We start from the raw sequence: 15755 nt of genomic DNA, 5'->3' as shown, positions 1-15755 counted from the left end.
AGCCCTTTGTAGGGATCTTGGAGTCAGGACGAGAAGGTGGCGTCGAAGAGGCGCCGCCAGCGATGTCATGAACTCGCGAGCCTCCGCAGAACCGACCATGCGGCCGGTTTCATCAGCGATGCTGCTTCAACCTCCGGCCCGGGGTTCGTCATCGCCGAGACTGGCGGCCGCGAGCTGGTTCTCAGCCCCGGAGAACAGCGCTTGCGATGCCGCGGTCGCCCTGCCAACGAGGCCCCGGCATCCGCTGGATGGCTGCTTGTTCGGCGTTGTCGAACGCCAACCACTCACTGAGGTGGGCCAGCTCGCCGACAGCTGAGGACAGTCCCCGGTGGATGTTGTGACTGGCGTGAGCGGTCCTCATGCCGGTGACGTCTCGGTGGGTGGCCGGTCGGCGTCGAGGGGATGCAGCCACCAGGAGTCCCGGGAGCTGCTTGAGGACCAGTTGCATGAGCAGTCGAAACCCGAGCTGAGCTTGAGCTTCGGCGTGATCCTGAGCAGGGCTGGATGCCAGTCGATTTATGGTTCCCGGTCGCCTTCAAGTCGGCGACGCTCACAATCCCGCCCGAGTACCTCAACAAGCTGTTCGCCGGCCTCGGTCCCGGCCCGGCGGATCCGCACCGGCAGGAGTTCAGCCCGCGGGCAACCGAGCAGGAATCGTCGTGCTTACCTGCGTCTTGGCGGGTGTTCGCGCGGCTGGGAGGTGGGTGTGGCTTGGTCGCGTGCGCGCCGGAGGTGCTGGAAGGGGCAGTCGCCGCCGGAGGCGGTGTCCTTCAGGCGAGGCCCTTGAGGAGTTGGCGGGCCATGACGATGCGTTGGACTTGGTTGGTGCCTTCGTAGATTTGGGTGATTTTGGCGTCGCGCATCATGCGTTCGACGGGGTAGTCGTGGGTGTAGCCGTAGCCGCCGAGGAGTTGGACGGCGTCGGTGGTGATGGCCATGGCGGTGTCGGAGGCGAAGCACTTGGCGGCGGCGCCGAAGTAGGTGAGGTTGGGGTCGTTGCGTTCGGAGCGGGCGGCGGCGGCGTAGGTGAGTTGGCGGGCGGCTTCGAGTTTCATGCCCATGTCGGCGAGCATGAACTGGAGGCCCTGGAACTCGGCGATGGCCTTGCCGAACTGTTTGCGCTCCTGGACGTAGCCGAGGGCGTAGTCGAGGGCGCCCTGGGCGATGCCGAGGGCCTGGGCGGCGATGGTGACGCGGGTGTGGTCGAGGGTGGCCATCGCGGTGGCGAAGCCGGTGCCGGGGTCGCCGATCAGGCGGGACGCCGGGATCCGGACGTTGTCGAAGTAGACCTCGCGGGTCGGGGAGCCCTTGATGCCGAGTTTCTTCTCCGGGGCGCCGAAGGAGACGCCGGCGTCGGATTTCTCGACGACGAAGGCGGAGATCCCGCGGGAGCGCGCGTCGGGTTCGGTGACCGCGAAGACCGTGTAGTACTCGCTCTCGCCGGCGTTGGTGATCCAGCGCTTGACGCCGTTCAGCACGTAGCCGTCGCCGTCCGCGACCGCGCGGGTCTTCATCGAGGCGGCGTCCGAGCCGGCCTCGGGCTCGGACAGGCAGTAGGAGAACATCGCGTCACCGGCCGCCACCGGCGGCAGGTAGGCCTGCTTGACCTCCTCGGAGCCGGACAGCAGCAGCGGCAGCGAGCCGAGTTTGTTCACCGCGGGGATCAGCGAGGACGACGCGCAGGCGCGGGCGACCTCCTCGATCACGATCACGGTGGCGAGTGCGTCCGCCCCGGCGCCGCCGTACTGCTCGGGGATGTGCGGCGCGTGGAAGTCCGAGGCCTTCAGCGCGTCGTACGACGCCTTCGGGAACTCGGCCAGCTCGTCGACATCACCGGCGTTCGGCGCGACCTTGGCGTCGCAGACGTCGCGGACCGCGGCCCGGATGGCGTCGTGCTCCTCGGACAGCGCGTACAGGTCGAATGAGTTACTCACGAGTTCACAGTACGGCGTCCGCCCGGCCGCGGGGAGTTCCCGGACGCCGAAAGTGACGAAGTCCGCACGGTCCGGAACCCGGTTGGCCATGAGCCGGTCACCGGCCGATAACCGCGGTCGGTAGAGTCCCCGGCATGAGTGAAGCGACCTCCCGCCCGCTGCGGATCGCCGTCATCGGCACCAATTACCTCGGCGCGAACACCGCGGCCGGGATGGCCGAGTTCGGTTTCGACGTGATCGGGGTCGAGATCGACGAGCACCGGCTGAAGCTGCTGAACGACGGCAAGGCCCCGCTGTACGAACCGGGTCTGGACCCGCTGCTGAAGAAGCACGTGGAGTCCGGCCGGCTGCGGTTCACCAAGGACTACCGCGAGATCGCCGACTGGGCCGACGTGCACTTCATCTGCGTCGGCACCCCGCAGGTCGATGGCAGCGACGCCGCCGACCTGACCCAGGTGAACTCGGTGGTCTCGATGCTCGCGCCGCTGCTCACCCGCCCGGTGCTGGTGGTCGGCCGCTCGACCGTCCCGGTCGGGACGTCGAAGGTCGTCGAGGCCCGGTTCCACGCCGAATCCCCGGCCGGGGCCGGCGTCGAGATCGCCTGGCAGCCCGAGTTCCTCCGCGAGGCGCACGGCGTCGACGACACCCTGCACCCGGATCGCCTGGTCTTCGGCGTCCAGTCGGAGGTTGCCGAGGCGCGGCTGCGCGAGGTGTTCGCGACGCCGATCGCCGAGGGGACGCCGGTCGTCGTCTGCAACCTGCCGACCGCCGAGCTGGTCAAGGGCGGCGCGAACGCGTTCCTGGCCACCAAGATCTCGTTCATCAACGCGCTCGCCGAGATGGCCGACGCGACCGGCGCCGACGTCACCCAACTGGCCGACGCGCTCGGCCACGACAAGCGGATCGGCCGCGGCATGCTGTACGCCGGCCCCGGGTACGGCGGCGGCTGCCTGCCGAAGGACCTGCGCGCGTTCATGCACCGCGCCGGTGAGCTCGGCGTCGAAGAGGTCATCACACTGCTCCGCGAGGTCGACGACATCAACCAGCGCCGCCGCGCCGGCCTGGTCGACCTGACCCACGAGCTGCTCGGCGGCCAGTGGGTCGGCAAGAACGTCGCCGTCCTCGGCGCCGCGTTCAAGGCCGGGACGGACGACGTCCGCGACTCGCCCGCGCTCGACGTTGCCGGCCGGATCTCGCTGCACGGCGCGACGGTGACCGTCTACGACCCCGAGGCGATGGAGAACGCGCGCCGGGTCCGCCCGACACTGCAGTACGCCGCCAGCGCGGCCGAGGCGATCGCCGGGGCGCACGCCGTCCTGCACCTGACCGAGTGGCCCGAGTTCCGCGAGCTCGACCCGGCGGCGCTGCGCGGCAGCGTCGAGAACCCGGTCGTCATCGACGCCCGCCTGCTCCTGGACGCCACCAAGTGGCGCGCCGCGGGCTGGACCTACCGGGCCCCGGGCAAGCCCTAAACAGTTGCGTTGCGCAGGACGGGGCGGGTCAGCACGACCGCCCCGGCCAGCGCCGCGACCACGGAGATGCCGAGGCAGACGCCGGTGATACCGACGGCGTCCAGATCGGCGAGCGCGCCGAGGACCGGGTTCATCACCACGAGCGCGAGGTTCTGGCAGAGGACGACGACCGACTGCAGCCGGGACTGGTACTCGCGCTCGACCGAGTTCATCAGCAGCGGCAGCACGTGACCGGTGAACGTCCCGACGCCGATGCCGCTCAGGACGCCGGCCGCGAAGGCGAGCGGGAGCGGTTCGAAGACCGATAGGCCGAAGAGGCCGGCCGCGGCGACGATCAGCCCGACGGCCGCGAAGATGCCGGGCCGCGGGAAGGCGCCGCGCAGCAGGATGCGCAGCGCGATGATGCCGACGCCGAGGCTGCGGCTCGCGACCAGCAGACCGGCCGTCGCCGCGTTCCAGCCGTGGGAGCGGGCCAGCAGTGGGAAGAGCAACGCGTCGAGCGGCATCAACAGCCCGGCCGCGACGGTCATCGTGATCAGCAGCGCGCGGGTCAGCGGCCGGCCGAAGGCCATCTGCACGCCGTCGCCGATCGACCGCAGGATGCCGGTGACCATCTGCCCGGGCGGCGCGACCGTCTTCCGCAGCAGGATCAGGACGATGATCATGATCCCGAAGGTGATCGCGTCGAAACCCGCGGCCGCGGTCAGCCCGGCCCAGGTGACGAGCACGCCGCCGACCGCCGTACCGGTGACGGCGAAGACGACGCCGACGACCTGGAAGCTGGCCAGCGCCCGCGGCACCTGCTGCGGCGGGACGAGCAGCCGCGGCATCGAGCGGGACGACGGCAGGAAGAACGCATCGATGACGCCGACGACCAGCGCCAGGCAGACCAGCAGCCAGACCGGCTCACCCGCGGCCAGGGTGGCCGGGACGAGCGCCGCGGTGACGACGAACATCGCCGTACAGCTGGCCAGCAGGACCCGGGGTGCGCCGAACCGGTCGCCGATCGCGCCGCCGATCAGCAGCAGCGCGGCCCGCGGGGCCGCCGCGAGCAGCAGAATCAGACCCGCCACGCTGCCGCCGTGCTTACTCGCGGACCAGCCGATCGCGAACGTGATCGTCAGGTCGCCGAGCAGCGACACGGCAGCGCCGAACAGCCAGATCCAGTACCGGACCGGGATGCGCTGCGTATCCGAATCAGCGGGCGGAGTCACGATCGACGACCTTAGACGACAATTGGGTGGGATCTGACGACTACCCCGGGAGGGCCGTGAAAAACCGGCCGGAGGTCACGATTTACGGAGGTCTGTCGCGCCGTCACGCACGGTAGCGCCCTTGGCCCGGGCCAGCTCGGCCAGCGACTCCTGGAACGCGAGCACCCGGTCCCGCAGCTTGTCGTCACTCGCGGCCAGGATCCGGACCGCGAGCAGGCCCGCGTTCTTCGCGTTGCCGATCGAGACCGTGGCCACCGGGATCCCCGCGGGCATCTGCACGATCGAGAGCAGCGAGTCCATCCCGTCCAGGTACTTGAGCGGCACCGGGACGCCGATCACCGGCAGCGGCGTCACCGACGCGAGCATCCCGGGCAGGTGCGCGGCCCCGCCGGCGCCGGCGATCAGCACCTTGAGTCCCCGCTCGTGCGCTGACCGTCCGTAGTCGATCATCTCGGTCGGCATCCGGTGCGCCGAGATCACATCTGCCTCAAAGGGCACGTCGAAATCGGCGCACACCTCGGCCGCCGCCTTCATCGTCGGCCAGTCCGAATCCGAGCCCATCACAATGCCGATCACAGCTGCCGTCCTTCTACTCGTCGATCGTGCCGGTCAGGTACGCGGCCGCGTGCCGGGCGCGCTCCCGGGTCTGTTCGAGATCGTCGCCGTACGCCGTCACGTGGCCGACCTTGCGGCCCGGCTTGACCGACTTCCCGTAGAAGTGGACCTTGAGGCCCGGGTCGCGGGCCAGGCAGTGCAGCAGGCCGCGGTGCATGTCCTCGACGTCGCCGCCGAGCACGTTCACCATCACGGTGTACGGCGCGCGGGCGGCCGGGGAGCCGAGCGGCAGATCGAGGACGGCGCGCAGGTGGTTCTCGAACTGCGAGGTGACGGCGCCGTCGATCGACCAGTGGCCGGTGTTGTGCGGGCGCATCGCGAGCTCGTTGACGAGCAGGCGGCCGTCGCGGGCCTCGAACATCTCGACCGCGAGGACGCCGACGACGCCGAGCTCACCGGCGATCCGGAGCGCCGTCTGCTGGGCCTGGGCGGCGCGCTCCGGCGCGAGGCCGGGCGCGGGGGCGGTGACCTCGACGCAGATACCGTTCTCCTGCACCGACTCGACGATCGGGTAGGCGACCGCCTGACCGTGCGGTGAGCGGGCCACGATCGCGGACAACTCGCGGACGAAGTCCACCTTCTCCTCGGCCAGGATCGGTACGCCGCTACCGAACGCGACCGCGATATCGGCGTCGTCCGGGCCGTCGATGAACCAGACGCCCTTGCCGTCGTACCCGCCGCGGGTGGTTTTCAGGATGATCGGGAAGCCGCCGACGCGCTTGGCGAAATCCGCGACGTCGGCCGGGGACGCGACCACCTGGTGGGCCGGCGAGGGCGCGTCGAAGCTGTCCAGGCGGCTGCGCATGACCGCTTTGTCCTGGGCGTGGACGAGCGCGTCGGGGCCGGGGAAAACCTTTACGTTCTCGGCTTCGAGCGCGCGCAGCAGGTCGGTCGGGACGTGCTCGTGGTCGAACGTGACGACGTCGCACTCGGCGGCGAACCCGCGGACCGTGTCCGGGTCGCGGTAGTCGCCGACGGGGGCGTCGGCGACCGCCTGGGCTGCGGAAACCGTCGGCCCTTCGGCGAGCACGCGGAGCTGAACACCCAGCGCGATCGCGGTCTCCTGGGTCATCCGGGCCAGCTGCCCGCCGCCGACCATGCCGACGACCGGCGTACCGACCGGCAAGTCATCTCGGGAAAACTTCACGAACGGAGCCTAATTGCCTTATCGCATCAGGCTTACGGCGGCTACCGGGGCACGCTGGCGATTTCGGGACGGGACCGGTCGGCAGGTACCGTGGTAGTTCCTCTGTTTGTTGCGGCGTGATCACAGAAAGTGCCGGAGACCGTTGAAGCTCTTCACCAAGCTGTACCGCCAGGTCGAGCACCTGGTGCACGAAGTGGCCAAATTCGGTCTGGTCGGTCTGCTCGGTCTGGTCGTCGACCTGCCGATCTACAACTGGCTCGTCTTCAACAACCCGCTCGTCCTGGCCGACTCCGGCGAAGGCATGCTGCACCACAAGCCGCTGACCGCCAAGCTGATCTCGACCACGGTCGCGACCCTGGCGACGTACTTCGGCAACCGCTACTGGACGTGGCGCCACCGCGAGCGCTCCGGCCTGCACCGTGAGTACGTCCTGTTCTTCGTCCTCAACGGCATCGGCCTGATCATCGCCTGGGGCTGCCTGGCCTTCTCCCGCTACGTCCTGGACCTGCACAGCTGGCTCTCCGACAACATAGCCGCCAACTTCGTCGGCCTCGGCCTGGGCACCCTCTTCCGCTTCTGGTCCTACCGCCGCTTCGTCTTCCGCGAAGAAATCCTCCTCGACGAAGCCGAACACACCCCACCCAAATCCCTCGACCCAGACACCGGCGACCTCCCCGCCGTCCGCTAACCGCACGCCCGCTCGCCGACCCCGGCCGCCCCCAGCCAACCGGCGCACGAGCCACCTCACCACCAGCTCGCAGGCTCTCAACCCCACCTGCAGTTCGCGGCCGCCGGACATACTTCCCGGCCGCCTTCAGCAAACTGCTGGTGTAGTTCCTGAGCCGATCACCTGGCTGCGGTCAGGTTAACTCGCCAACTGACCGGGGTCAGTTGGAGGTGAAGAGGGTTTCGCCTTCTTCTGGGGGGTTGCGGCGGGGGTGGGCGGGTGGGGTTTCGTCGTCGAGGATGCCGTCGCCGGGGCGGCCTTCGGGGCCGCCGAAGAGGAGGTCGGACATCTGGAGGTGGACGTGTTCCACGTGGGGGACGTCGGGGAGGACGACCTGGCCGCGTTCGCCGGCTGATTCGATGTGCAGGGTGCCGCAGCCGAGGATGCGGTCCATCAGGTGGTGCTCGTAGGAGACGTCGTTGATGCGCATCAGGGGGATGTCGCGGCCGGTGCGGGTGAGGATGCCGTGGCGGGTGATCAGGCGGCGGTTGGTCAGCGTGTAGGTGGAGAAGAACCAGTTCAGGAAGGGCTTGGCCGCGAACGTCAGGAGGATGACGACGCCGACGGCCAGGATCGCGATCCGGCCCGGGGTCTGCAGGTCGCCGGCGGGAATGATCGCCGCCAGGAAACCGCCGCCGCCGGCCACCAGCAACAGCACGAAGACCGGGAAGATCAGCGCCTTCCAGTGCGTGCGGGTGCTGACGACGACGTACTCGTCCTCGCCCAACAGTTTCGCCGAGATCGCCATGGCCCCAGTGTCACAGTTGCCGGGGGCGGTTGTCCCGTCGCCCCGACACGATCGGGCAAAGCAAGTGGTACAACTCTTCACAAAATGCATACAGGTCGGCGAGGATGCGCGAGGGATCATGCGTTTGATCTGACAAACGCAGAGCGAAGAGGAGCCGTGATGGGCATCTTGTCGGTACTCGACCGGGAGCACACGGTCGCACCGGAGGGGTACAGCCGGTGGCTGATCCCGCCGGCCGCGCTCGCCGTGCACCTGTGTATCGGCCAGGCTTATGCGACCAGCGTCTACAAGACGTCGCTGGTGAAGCATTTCGACACCAGCCTGACCTCCGTCGGAGTCGTCTTCAGCATCGCGATCGTGATGCTCGGCCTGTCCGCCGCGATCGGCGGCACCTGGGTCGAGCGCAGCGGCCCGCGGAAGGCGATGTTCGTCTCGGCCTGCTTCTGGGCCACCGGCTTCCTGGTCGGCGCCCTGGGTATCGGCACCGGCCAGCTCTGGCTGCTCTACCTCGGGTACGGCGTGATCGGCGGCATCGGGCTCGGGATCGGCTACATCTCCCCCGTCTCCACCCTGATCAAGTGGTTCCCGGACCGCCCGGGCCTGGCCACCGGCCTGGCCATCATGGGCTTCGGTGGCGGCGCGCTGGTCGCCAGTCCGCTGTCGCGGCAACTACTCGGGACGTACGACGCCGCGTACGACCCGAACGTCAGCAGCTCGGTCGCCAGCGGCGGCGCCCTGGTCGGGCTGTTCGTCACGCTCGGCCTCGGCTACTTCGTGATCATGATGTTCGGCGTCTTCAACATCCGCGTCCCCGCCGAGGGCTGGAAGCCGGCCGGGTTCGACCCGTCGACGGTCAAGCAGAAGGCGCTCGTCACCACCTCGAACGTCTCCGCCGCGAACGCGATCAAGACACCGCAGTTCTGGTGCCTGTGGGTCGTGCTGCTCTGTAACGTCACCGCCGGGATCGGCATCCTCGAGCAGGCCAGCCCGATGATCCAGGACTTCTTCCGCGGCGGCGACGGCAAGTCGACGGTCGCGGTGGCGGCGGCCGCCGGGTTCGTCGGCGTCCTGTCGATCTTCAACATGGCCGGCCGGTTCGTCTGGTCGTCGACGTCCGACGTGATCGGCCGCAAGCCGATCTACGCCGTCTACCTCGGCGTCGGGATCATCGCCTACTTCCTGCTGGCCACGGTCGGCCACAACAGCACCGCGATCTTCGTGCTGCTCGCGGCGGTCATCCTGTCTTTCTACGGCGGCGGTTTCGCCACCGTCCCGGCGTACCTGCGGGATCTGTTCGGCACCTACCAGGTCGGCGCGATCCATGGCCGGCTGCTCACCGCCTGGTCGGTGGCCGGTGTCGTCGGCCCGCTGATCATCAACGGCTTCCTGGACCGCGAGGGCAAGCCGGGCACGCTGACCGCCGAGGCCTACCGGCCGGCGCTGTTCACGATGGTCGGCGTCCTCGCGCTCGGCTTCGTCGCGAACCTGCTGATCCGCCCGGTCGCGGCCAAGTTCCACGAGAAGTCCACCTCGACCGCGGAGGCGACCCGATGAACCAGACCCCACGCCTGGTGATCTCCTGGCTGCTCGTCGCCGTCCTGCTCGGCTACGGCATCATCCAAACCCTGATCACCGCGGCCAAACTGTTCACGAACTAGTTGCCCCCGCAGTTCGGGAAACTGGGCGGCGTGACTGCCTACGAGAATCTCGGGAAGAGCGTCGGCCGCGTCGGCTGTCTGGGCCTGATCGGTATGGTCCTCTGCTTCGTGGCCGCGCTCCAGGGCGGACCGTCCATCGCCGGCGCGGTGGCGCCGCTGCTCGGCAACAGCGAGACGGTCGCCCGCCATATCGGGTTCTTCTGGGGCCTCCTCCCCGCGCCGCTCGGAATCCTGCTGCTGGTGTTCGGCGGTCGAATCCACCCGGTCATCCGGCGGGTCCTCGGGCTCGGTCTGATCCTGTGGTGCCTCAGCGGCGTCCTGCTACTGCCGCTGGGGCCGGCGGCGGACTTCGATCCGGCCGCGCGCGCGACGATGAATCAGTTCGCGTTCAGCTGGTTCTGCGCGATCGGCGCCATCTTCCTGGCGATGCTGATCGCGCGGAAGCTGTCGGCGAAAGGAGCCGTCATCACCTCAGCGCTGATGTTCGTTCTGGGCTACTCGGCGGCGCTGTTCGGCTGAGCCCTGAGGTGGGTGACGTCGCCGGCGGCGAGTGAACGCTCGCCGTCGGGGGTGTCGACGATCAGGCGGCCATCGGCGGCCAGATCGCGCGCTGTACCGGTCAGGAACGTGCCATCCGGCAGCTCCACCCGGATCTCCCGGCCCAGCGTGGCCGAAAGCTCCCTGTACTCCGGGAGCAGCACACCTGGGTCACCACCCGCATCCACCCAGGACTGGTAGCGCGAGCCGAGCTCACGCAGTACGGCGGCCGCAACCGTCGCTCGGTCGACAGTCGCCGCAGCCTCCAGCACCAAGGACGTCGCCGCGGGGTGTGGCTTCTCGTCCGGCCGCAGTGACACGTTGAGACCAATGCCGACCACAGCGGCCGGCCCCTCGATCCGCTCCAGCAGAATGCCCGCCAGCTTGCGGTCTTCAACCAGTACGTCGTTCGGCCACTTCACCTGCGCCGGCAGCTGAGCCACCTGCCGGACGGCCGCAGCGACCGCCAGCGGCACCAGCAAGCCCAGCCACGGCCACCGCGCCGGGTCGACTGCCGTCGGGCGCAGCAGAGCCGACATCAACAGCGCTGACCGCGGCGGCGTCGTCCAGGTGCGCCCGAGCCGACCACGACCAGAGGACTGGTGCTCGGCGAACACCACCAAGCCCTCAGCCGCGCCATCAGCCGCAGCCTTCGCCACGTCTGCGTTCGTCGACGGAGTGTCAGCCACTACGTCGATCTGCGTCCACAGCGAGCCGGGACGCACCAGCCGCCCACTCAGAAAGCGTGCGTCGAGTGGCGGCCGCTCCAGGTCGCCGAACATCAGCCGGTGTTCTGCAGACCCGCAGCAACGCCCGAAACGGTCAGCAACAGCAACCGCCGGGTGCGCACGATCTGCTTCTCAGTGAGGGTGTCATCAGTACGCAGCGTACGCAGGGCCCGCAACTGCAGGTAACTGAGGGCGTCGACGTACGGGTTGCGCAGCTCGACAGCACGGCCCAGAACGCGGCGCCCAGCGAGCAGACGCTCCTGGTCGAGGACTTTGAGCACCCACTCCGTCGTCAGTGCGTGCTCGTCGAGCATCAGCTGGGTCAGGTCGGCCCGGTCGCCCAGCTCCAGGTAGCGGCCGAGGATGCGCCGGTCCGTCTTCGCCAGCGACATTTCGGCGTTCTCCAGCATCACCTGGAAGAGCGGCCAGTTCTGGTTCGCATCCCGCAGTACGGCGACATCGCCGACCGCTGCGAGGGCGGAGCCGAGCCCGTACCAGCCCGGGGCATTGACGCGTGCCTGCGACCAGGCGAAGACCCACGGGATCGCCCGCAGGTCCTCCAGGGAGGACACTGCGACGCCACGGCGGGCCGGGCGGGACCCGAGCGGCAGCTGACCGAGCTCCTCCAGCGGAGTCACCCGGCCGAACCACTCCGCGAAGCCCTCGGCCTTCACGAGCCGGTGGTACGCCGTCCGCGCGGCCTCGTCGAGCGTCTTCTCCATCACCGCAAAGCGCTCCGCAGCGATGGCCGCGCGCTCCTCGATCGCCGGAGTGGAGGCGAGCAGCGTCGCCGCCGTCACCTGCTCGATGTGCCGCTGCGCGATCGGTGCGTTGCCGTAGCGGGCCGGAATGGCCTCACCCTGCTCAGTGAGCTTGAAACGACCGGCCACCGAGCCAGGCGCCTGGGCGAGCACTGCGCGGTTCGCCGGGCCGCCACCGCGGCCGAGCGCGCCGCCGCGGCCGTGGAACAGGGTCAGCCGAATCGCGTTCCGCTGCGCCCACGCGGTGATCCGCGCCTGCGCGTCGTACAGCGCCAGCGTCGCCGACACTGGGCCGACGTCCTTGGCGGAGTCCGAATAGCCGAGCATGACCTCGAACCGGCGGTCGTTCGCGGTGAGCCGGTGCCGGACCCGGGTCAGCTGGATGGCGTTGTCGAGCACGTCGACCGAGTTCTGCAGGTCCTCGCCGGTTTCGAACAGCGGTACGACGTCCAGCTCGATCGGACGGCCGTCGAGCGCCGCATCGGCGAGCTCGTAGACCGCAGCGAGGTCACCCGCGTTCCGGGTGAAGGAGACGACGTACCGACGGCAGGCCTCCGGGCCGAAGCGCTGCTGGATCTGCCCGATCACACGCAGCGTGGCCAGAACCTCTTCGGTCTGCTCGGACAGCTCACCGCCGCCGAGCACCTCCTCCAGAGCCTTGGTGTGCACCGAGGAGTGCTGACGAACCTCCAGCTCGGCCAGGTGGAAGCCGAACGAGTTCACCTGCCAGATGAGCTGCTGGAGATCGCCGTACGCCTGCCGGGGCGCGCCTGCGGTGACCAGCGAGTCCTGCAGCACTTTGAGCTCGTGCAGGAAGTCAGCGGCCCGCGGGTAGCCGAAGTCGGCGTCCCGGGAGCGCGTCGCGGCCAGACGGCGTGCGGCGAGCAGCAGCAACTGCCGGTGCGGCTCGGACGGCGACCTGGTCTCGATGTCCGCGATCAACTCCGGGTTCACTGCCCGGGCGTCCTCGAGGATGCGGCGGACCGGCGCGGACGGCGGCGTGGTCGCCGCGTCCAGCGTCAGGGTGTGGCCCAGCGTGTCAGTGGCCCGCTCCAGCGCCCGCAGGACGTGATCGGCTTGGATCTGCATCGCCTCCCGGGTGATGGCGGCGGTGACGTTCGGGTTGCCGTCGCGGTCACCACCGATCCAGGAGCCGAGCCGGACGAACGGCGCCACGACCGGCTGGCGCAGACCGGCGCCGTCACCGGCCAGCGCGTCGTCCAGCCGGCGGTACACGTTGCCGACGACGTCGAAGAGAGTCTCCTGGAAGACGGCCATCGCGGAGCGAACCTCATCCAGCGGGGAGGGCCGGTTCTCCCGCAGCTGCGCCGTCCGCCAGAGGATGTCGACCTGCTCGACCAGACGGCGCTGGTTCTCGGACAGCTCGCTGTCACCGGCGCGCGGGTCGTGCCGCTCCTCCAACAGCGCCGAGATACGCCGGATCGTCGCCAGGACGGCGCGGCGGCGAGCCTCGGTCGGATGCGCGGTCAGAACCGGGCGGAACTCCAGCCCGTTCAGCAGCGCGCGGGCCTGCTGCTCGCCGCTGTCGCGGGCGATCTGCTCGACCGCCTGGGCCAGCTCCGAGGTGACGGGGGCGTTGCCGACCCGGTCGCGCTCGCGGAGCACCCGGGCACGGTGCAGCTCCTCACTCAGGTTGGTGAGGTGGAAATAGCAGGCGAACGCGCGGGCGACATCCTCGGCCCGGTCCCCCGGCCATGACGCCACGAGCTGCTCGGCGCCTTCGCCGTCCCCGGCGATGGTCAGCTCACGCAGTTTCTCGACATCGTCGAGCAGCGGCTGACCGGCGTACTCGACCAGCACCTTCCCGAGGATCTCGCCGAGCAGACGAACGTCGGCGCGCAACTCCTCGGGCACCTCGAACCGCGCGCGGGTACGGGTCTCACTACCGGTCTCGGTCACGTTCGCCCACCCTAGCGGGCGCACCCCACCTGCACCCCTCGAAGTCCGCCAAGTGGATGCCGATCGTGACCGTTTTTCACGCTACTTCACGGTACGTCACTCAGACATTGCCGAAACCGCCGCCGACGACCTGCGAGACCACCGTGGCCAGCTCGGCCGGCGTCCGGTCGGTGCCGTCGACGACGAGCATCCGCGCGCAGGACTCCGTCATCGACGCGAGCAGCTCGGCCAGCACCGGGAGGTTGGCGCCGGGGTCGGTGACGCCGGGGAGGGACTTGAGCAGCGTGAGGCGCAGGCCTTCGACCAGGAAGGCCCGGGCGGCCAGCACCCGCTCGGCGACCACCGGGGCGGCGCCGTACTGCGCGCCGAAGACGATCCGCCAGGACTGCGGGTTCTGCGCGGCGGTGGTCAGGAACGCCGTCAGGCCCTCGAGCACATGCTCCTCGGGGGTGCCGACGGTCGGGTCGGCCGGCAGCGCGGCGACGATCGAGACCACCAGGTGCTGCTCCTCGCGGGCGAGCAGCGCCAGCAGCAGCTCGTCGCGGTTGGCGAACGAGTCGTAGACGACGGGTTTGGTCACCCCGGCCGCATCGGCGACGGACTGCATCGTCGTCCCGGCGTAGCCCTTGGCGGAGAACACCTGAAGGGCGGCGTCCAGCAGCATCGGCCGCCGGCGCTCCGGGCCCAGGTGCGCCGCTCGGCGGCGTTTGTCGGACCCCTCCACCACTTGACAAAGCTATCAGATCATAGGAAATTCCTACGGTCTGGTAGGAACTGCCGCGCGGGGGTGGTGGGCTCGATGACCGAACGTGGGAACGCAGTCTGGCTCGAATCGGACCGGCTGACGTCCCTGGACGCGAGTGAGCTGGCCCGGCTGGTCGACCGGACATCGGAGCGAGAGCTTCGGCATCGACTCATCGGGGGAGTGCGAGAGATCGCGTTGCGCGAGATCTTTCGCCGGATGCCGGAGTATCTCCGGCCCGCCCGCGCGGCCGGATTCGACGCCGTCGTCGCCTGGCTGATCACGGGGGCGGGCGCGGACGGGCGATCCGTCGACGAGTACTGGCTGCACATCTCCGGCGGCCGCTGCACCGTTCTCGCAGTGCACCCGCTCAAACCGGACATCTCGATCCGCACCGACCCGGCCACGCTGCTGCGAATCGTCACCGGTAACGAGGACCCGATCCTCGCCGTCCTCAAACAGCACCTCTCCGTCCGCGGCGACCTGGCCCTGGCCGCCCGCCTCACCAAACTCTTCGCCGTCGGCCCAACTCCGTAGGCGTCAGCGCGCAGGTGTACCGCGGGTCGCGATCTGTTCCACGGGCTGCGCCGTCCGCCGTCCCTGGGCCGCTTCACCTTGCGGTACCCGCGGCGCTCCAGCAGCCGGCGCCTGGCCTTCGAGGACACCACGAAGTTTGTCCAGCTCCTGGGTGGGGTGGTGCCAGGTGCGGTAGAACTTTTCGGCGTCGCGGACGACGTCCGACGCGCCGGCCGCGATCTCCAGACCGCGCTGCTTCGAGATCGCGTCCCGATTCGCTCGCGGGTCCCAGTACAGGGCGTCCAGCTCGGCGAATTTCCCCTGGATCCAGTCGGAGATCTCCTCGCGAACGGTCTGCTCCTCGGACGGCGGCACGACGTTCGGGAGGTCGGAGGCGTCGTACAGCAGGTCCGCGACCACGCGCGCCTTGCCTTCCAGGGTTTCCGCGGACATCCGGCGCAGGACCTCGGTGCCGTCGAGGCCGACGTCGGCGCCGACCCGGCCGGCGAGCGACCGCGCCGCCGGCTCCCAGGCCGGGTAGGCGTGCGGGCCGCGCACATCCCGGACCGCCTTGATCTGCTCGGCCATCTCCGCCGGGAGCACCCGGACGGCGACCCGATCGACGACGTCCTGGCTCCACGCCTCGGTGACGCCCTCTTCGATCGGGCGCGCCAAGCCCCTCCTCAGCTGCGCCTCGCGATCGGCGTGCGTGTGCCCGTCGGGCGCCGTGACGTGGCTGTACTCGTGGATGACGGTCTTCAGCGCGTTCCGGCGCTTGATCCACTGTTCCGGAGTGGCCGGCTGTCCGGCCGTCGCGTACATCTCCTGCAACGGCTCGACGACGTCCGCACGGTTGAGGCACATCCGGCCGTCTTCCCAGGTCTCACCGCGGTTGGCGTTGTTGGTGTAGTCGAGCTGACCGTTCCACAGTGACGTCTCCGCGCCGGACTCGGCCTGGACGGCGTCCCGAATCCGCTCCCAGAGCCCGTTGCCGACGTCCGGGATCTCGCTGTCCGGCGTCCGTCCGACGTTCATC

General features: G+C 69.5%; 15 protein-coding genes. 6 read left to right on the top strand and 9 right to left on the bottom strand.

All coding sequences use genetic code 11. The annotated features are described in order from the left end of the window. Nucleotides 1–770: 770 nt before the first annotated feature. Nucleotides 771–1934, bottom strand: a complete 1164-nt coding sequence (locus HPO96_RS31445; RefSeq protein ID WP_171678014.1) for an acyl-CoA dehydrogenase family protein — start codon at nucleotides 1932–1934, stop codon at nucleotides 771–773. Nucleotides 1935–2068: 134 nt separating this feature from the next. On the opposite strand from HPO96_RS31445, the gene HPO96_RS31440 reads away from it, so the two are divergent. Further along, nucleotides 2069–3406: a UDP-glucose dehydrogenase family protein gene (locus HPO96_RS31440; RefSeq protein ID WP_171678013.1), complete on the top strand. Its 1338-nt coding sequence runs from the start codon at nucleotides 2069–2071 to the stop codon at nucleotides 3404–3406. On the opposite strand, the gene HPO96_RS31435 is transcribed toward HPO96_RS31440, so the two are convergent. The 3 genes from HPO96_RS31435 to HPO96_RS31425 form a co-directional block, all read right to left on the bottom strand. Next, nucleotides 3403–4620 carry an MFS transporter gene (locus HPO96_RS31435; protein WP_171678012.1) on the bottom strand — a complete coding sequence of 406 codons (1218 nt, stop codon included), beginning with the start codon at nucleotides 4618–4620 and terminating at the stop codon, nucleotides 3403–3405. The two genes, HPO96_RS31440 and HPO96_RS31435, sit on opposite strands and share 4 nt — an antisense overlap. Before the next feature lie 75 nt (nucleotides 4621–4695). After that, nucleotides 4696–5181: a 5-(carboxyamino)imidazole ribonucleotide mutase gene (purE, locus tag HPO96_RS31430; protein WP_171678148.1), complete on the bottom strand. Its 486-nt coding sequence runs from the start codon at nucleotides 5179–5181 to the stop codon at nucleotides 4696–4698. Nucleotides 5182–5209: 28 nt separating this feature from the next. Beyond that, complete coding sequence (locus tag HPO96_RS31425) at nucleotides 5210–6382, bottom strand: 5-(carboxyamino)imidazole ribonucleotide synthase (RefSeq protein WP_171678011.1); 1173 nt, start codon at nucleotides 6380–6382, stop codon at nucleotides 5210–5212. Between the two features lie 142 nt (nucleotides 6383–6524). Here HPO96_RS31425 and HPO96_RS31420 point away from each other — a divergent pair, with 142 nt between their 5' ends. Beyond that, nucleotides 6525–7070, top strand: coding sequence for a GtrA family protein (locus HPO96_RS31420; protein WP_171678010.1), 546 nt, complete (start codon nucleotides 6525–6527; stop codon nucleotides 7068–7070). A 199-nt stretch (nucleotides 7071–7269) separates the two neighbouring features. Here the strand turns inward: HPO96_RS31420 and HPO96_RS31415 are convergent, their stop codons facing one another. Further along, nucleotides 7270–7857, bottom strand: a complete 588-nt coding sequence (locus HPO96_RS31415) for a PH domain-containing protein (RefSeq protein ID WP_171678009.1) — start codon at nucleotides 7855–7857, stop codon at nucleotides 7270–7272. A gap of 159 nt (nucleotides 7858–8016) precedes the next feature. On the opposite strand from HPO96_RS31415, the gene HPO96_RS31410 reads away from it, so the two are divergent. The 3 genes from HPO96_RS31410 to HPO96_RS31405 are packed head-to-tail and all read left to right on the top strand — an operon-like array spanning nucleotide 8017 to nucleotide 10034. Beyond that, entirely contained in the window at nucleotides 8017–9411 is a 1395-nt protein-coding gene (locus HPO96_RS31410; RefSeq protein ID WP_171678008.1) for an OFA family MFS transporter, read from the top strand. Further along, entirely contained in the window at nucleotides 9408–9515 is a 108-nt protein-coding gene (locus HPO96_RS39935) for an MFS transporter small subunit (protein WP_420323406.1), read from the top strand. Before HPO96_RS31410 ends, HPO96_RS39935 begins: the two co-directional genes overlap by 4 nt. Before the next feature lie 30 nt (nucleotides 9516–9545). Continuing rightward, entirely contained in the window at nucleotides 9546–10034 is a 489-nt protein-coding gene (locus HPO96_RS31405; protein ID WP_171678007.1) for a hypothetical protein, read from the top strand. Here the strand turns inward: HPO96_RS31405 and HPO96_RS31400 are convergent. The 3 genes from HPO96_RS31400 to HPO96_RS31390 form a co-directional block, all read right to left on the bottom strand. Continuing rightward, nucleotides 10010–10834, bottom strand: a complete 825-nt coding sequence (locus HPO96_RS31400; protein WP_171678006.1) for a biotin--[acetyl-CoA-carboxylase] ligase — start codon at nucleotides 10832–10834, stop codon at nucleotides 10010–10012. The two genes, HPO96_RS31405 and HPO96_RS31400, sit on opposite strands and share 25 nt — an antisense overlap. After that, nucleotides 10834–13461: a phosphoenolpyruvate carboxylase gene (locus HPO96_RS31395; RefSeq protein WP_171678005.1), complete on the bottom strand. Its 2628-nt coding sequence runs from the start codon at nucleotides 13459–13461 to the stop codon at nucleotides 10834–10836. Before HPO96_RS31395 ends, HPO96_RS31400 begins: the two co-directional genes overlap by 1 nt. 100 nt (nucleotides 13462–13561) lie before the next feature. Continuing rightward, nucleotides 13562–14188: a TetR family transcriptional regulator gene (locus tag HPO96_RS31390; RefSeq protein ID WP_171678004.1), complete on the bottom strand. Its 627-nt coding sequence runs from the start codon at nucleotides 14186–14188 to the stop codon at nucleotides 13562–13564. A 72-nt stretch (nucleotides 14189–14260) separates the two neighbouring features. On the opposite strand from HPO96_RS31390, the gene HPO96_RS31385 reads away from it, so the two are divergent. Continuing rightward, nucleotides 14261–14740: an SCP2 sterol-binding domain-containing protein gene (locus HPO96_RS31385; protein ID WP_171678003.1), complete on the top strand. Its 480-nt coding sequence runs from the start codon at nucleotides 14261–14263 to the stop codon at nucleotides 14738–14740. Between the two features lie 3 nt (nucleotides 14741–14743). Here HPO96_RS31385 and HPO96_RS31380 read toward each other — a convergent pair whose 3' ends face one another. Further along, on the bottom strand, nucleotides 14744–15754 hold the full coding sequence (locus HPO96_RS31380) for a hypothetical protein (protein ID WP_171678002.1): 1011 nt from the start codon (nucleotides 15752–15754) through the stop codon (nucleotides 14744–14746). Nucleotide 15755: the final 1 nt, after the last annotated feature.

Origin of the sequence: Kribbella sandramycini (assembly GCF_013131805.1) — a bacterium.
Lineage (GTDB): Bacteria > Actinomycetota > Actinomycetes > Propionibacteriales > Kribbellaceae > Kribbella > Kribbella sandramycini.
Note: the sequence above shows the minus strand (reverse complement) of the source record. Positions and strands in the feature narration are given on the sequence as shown.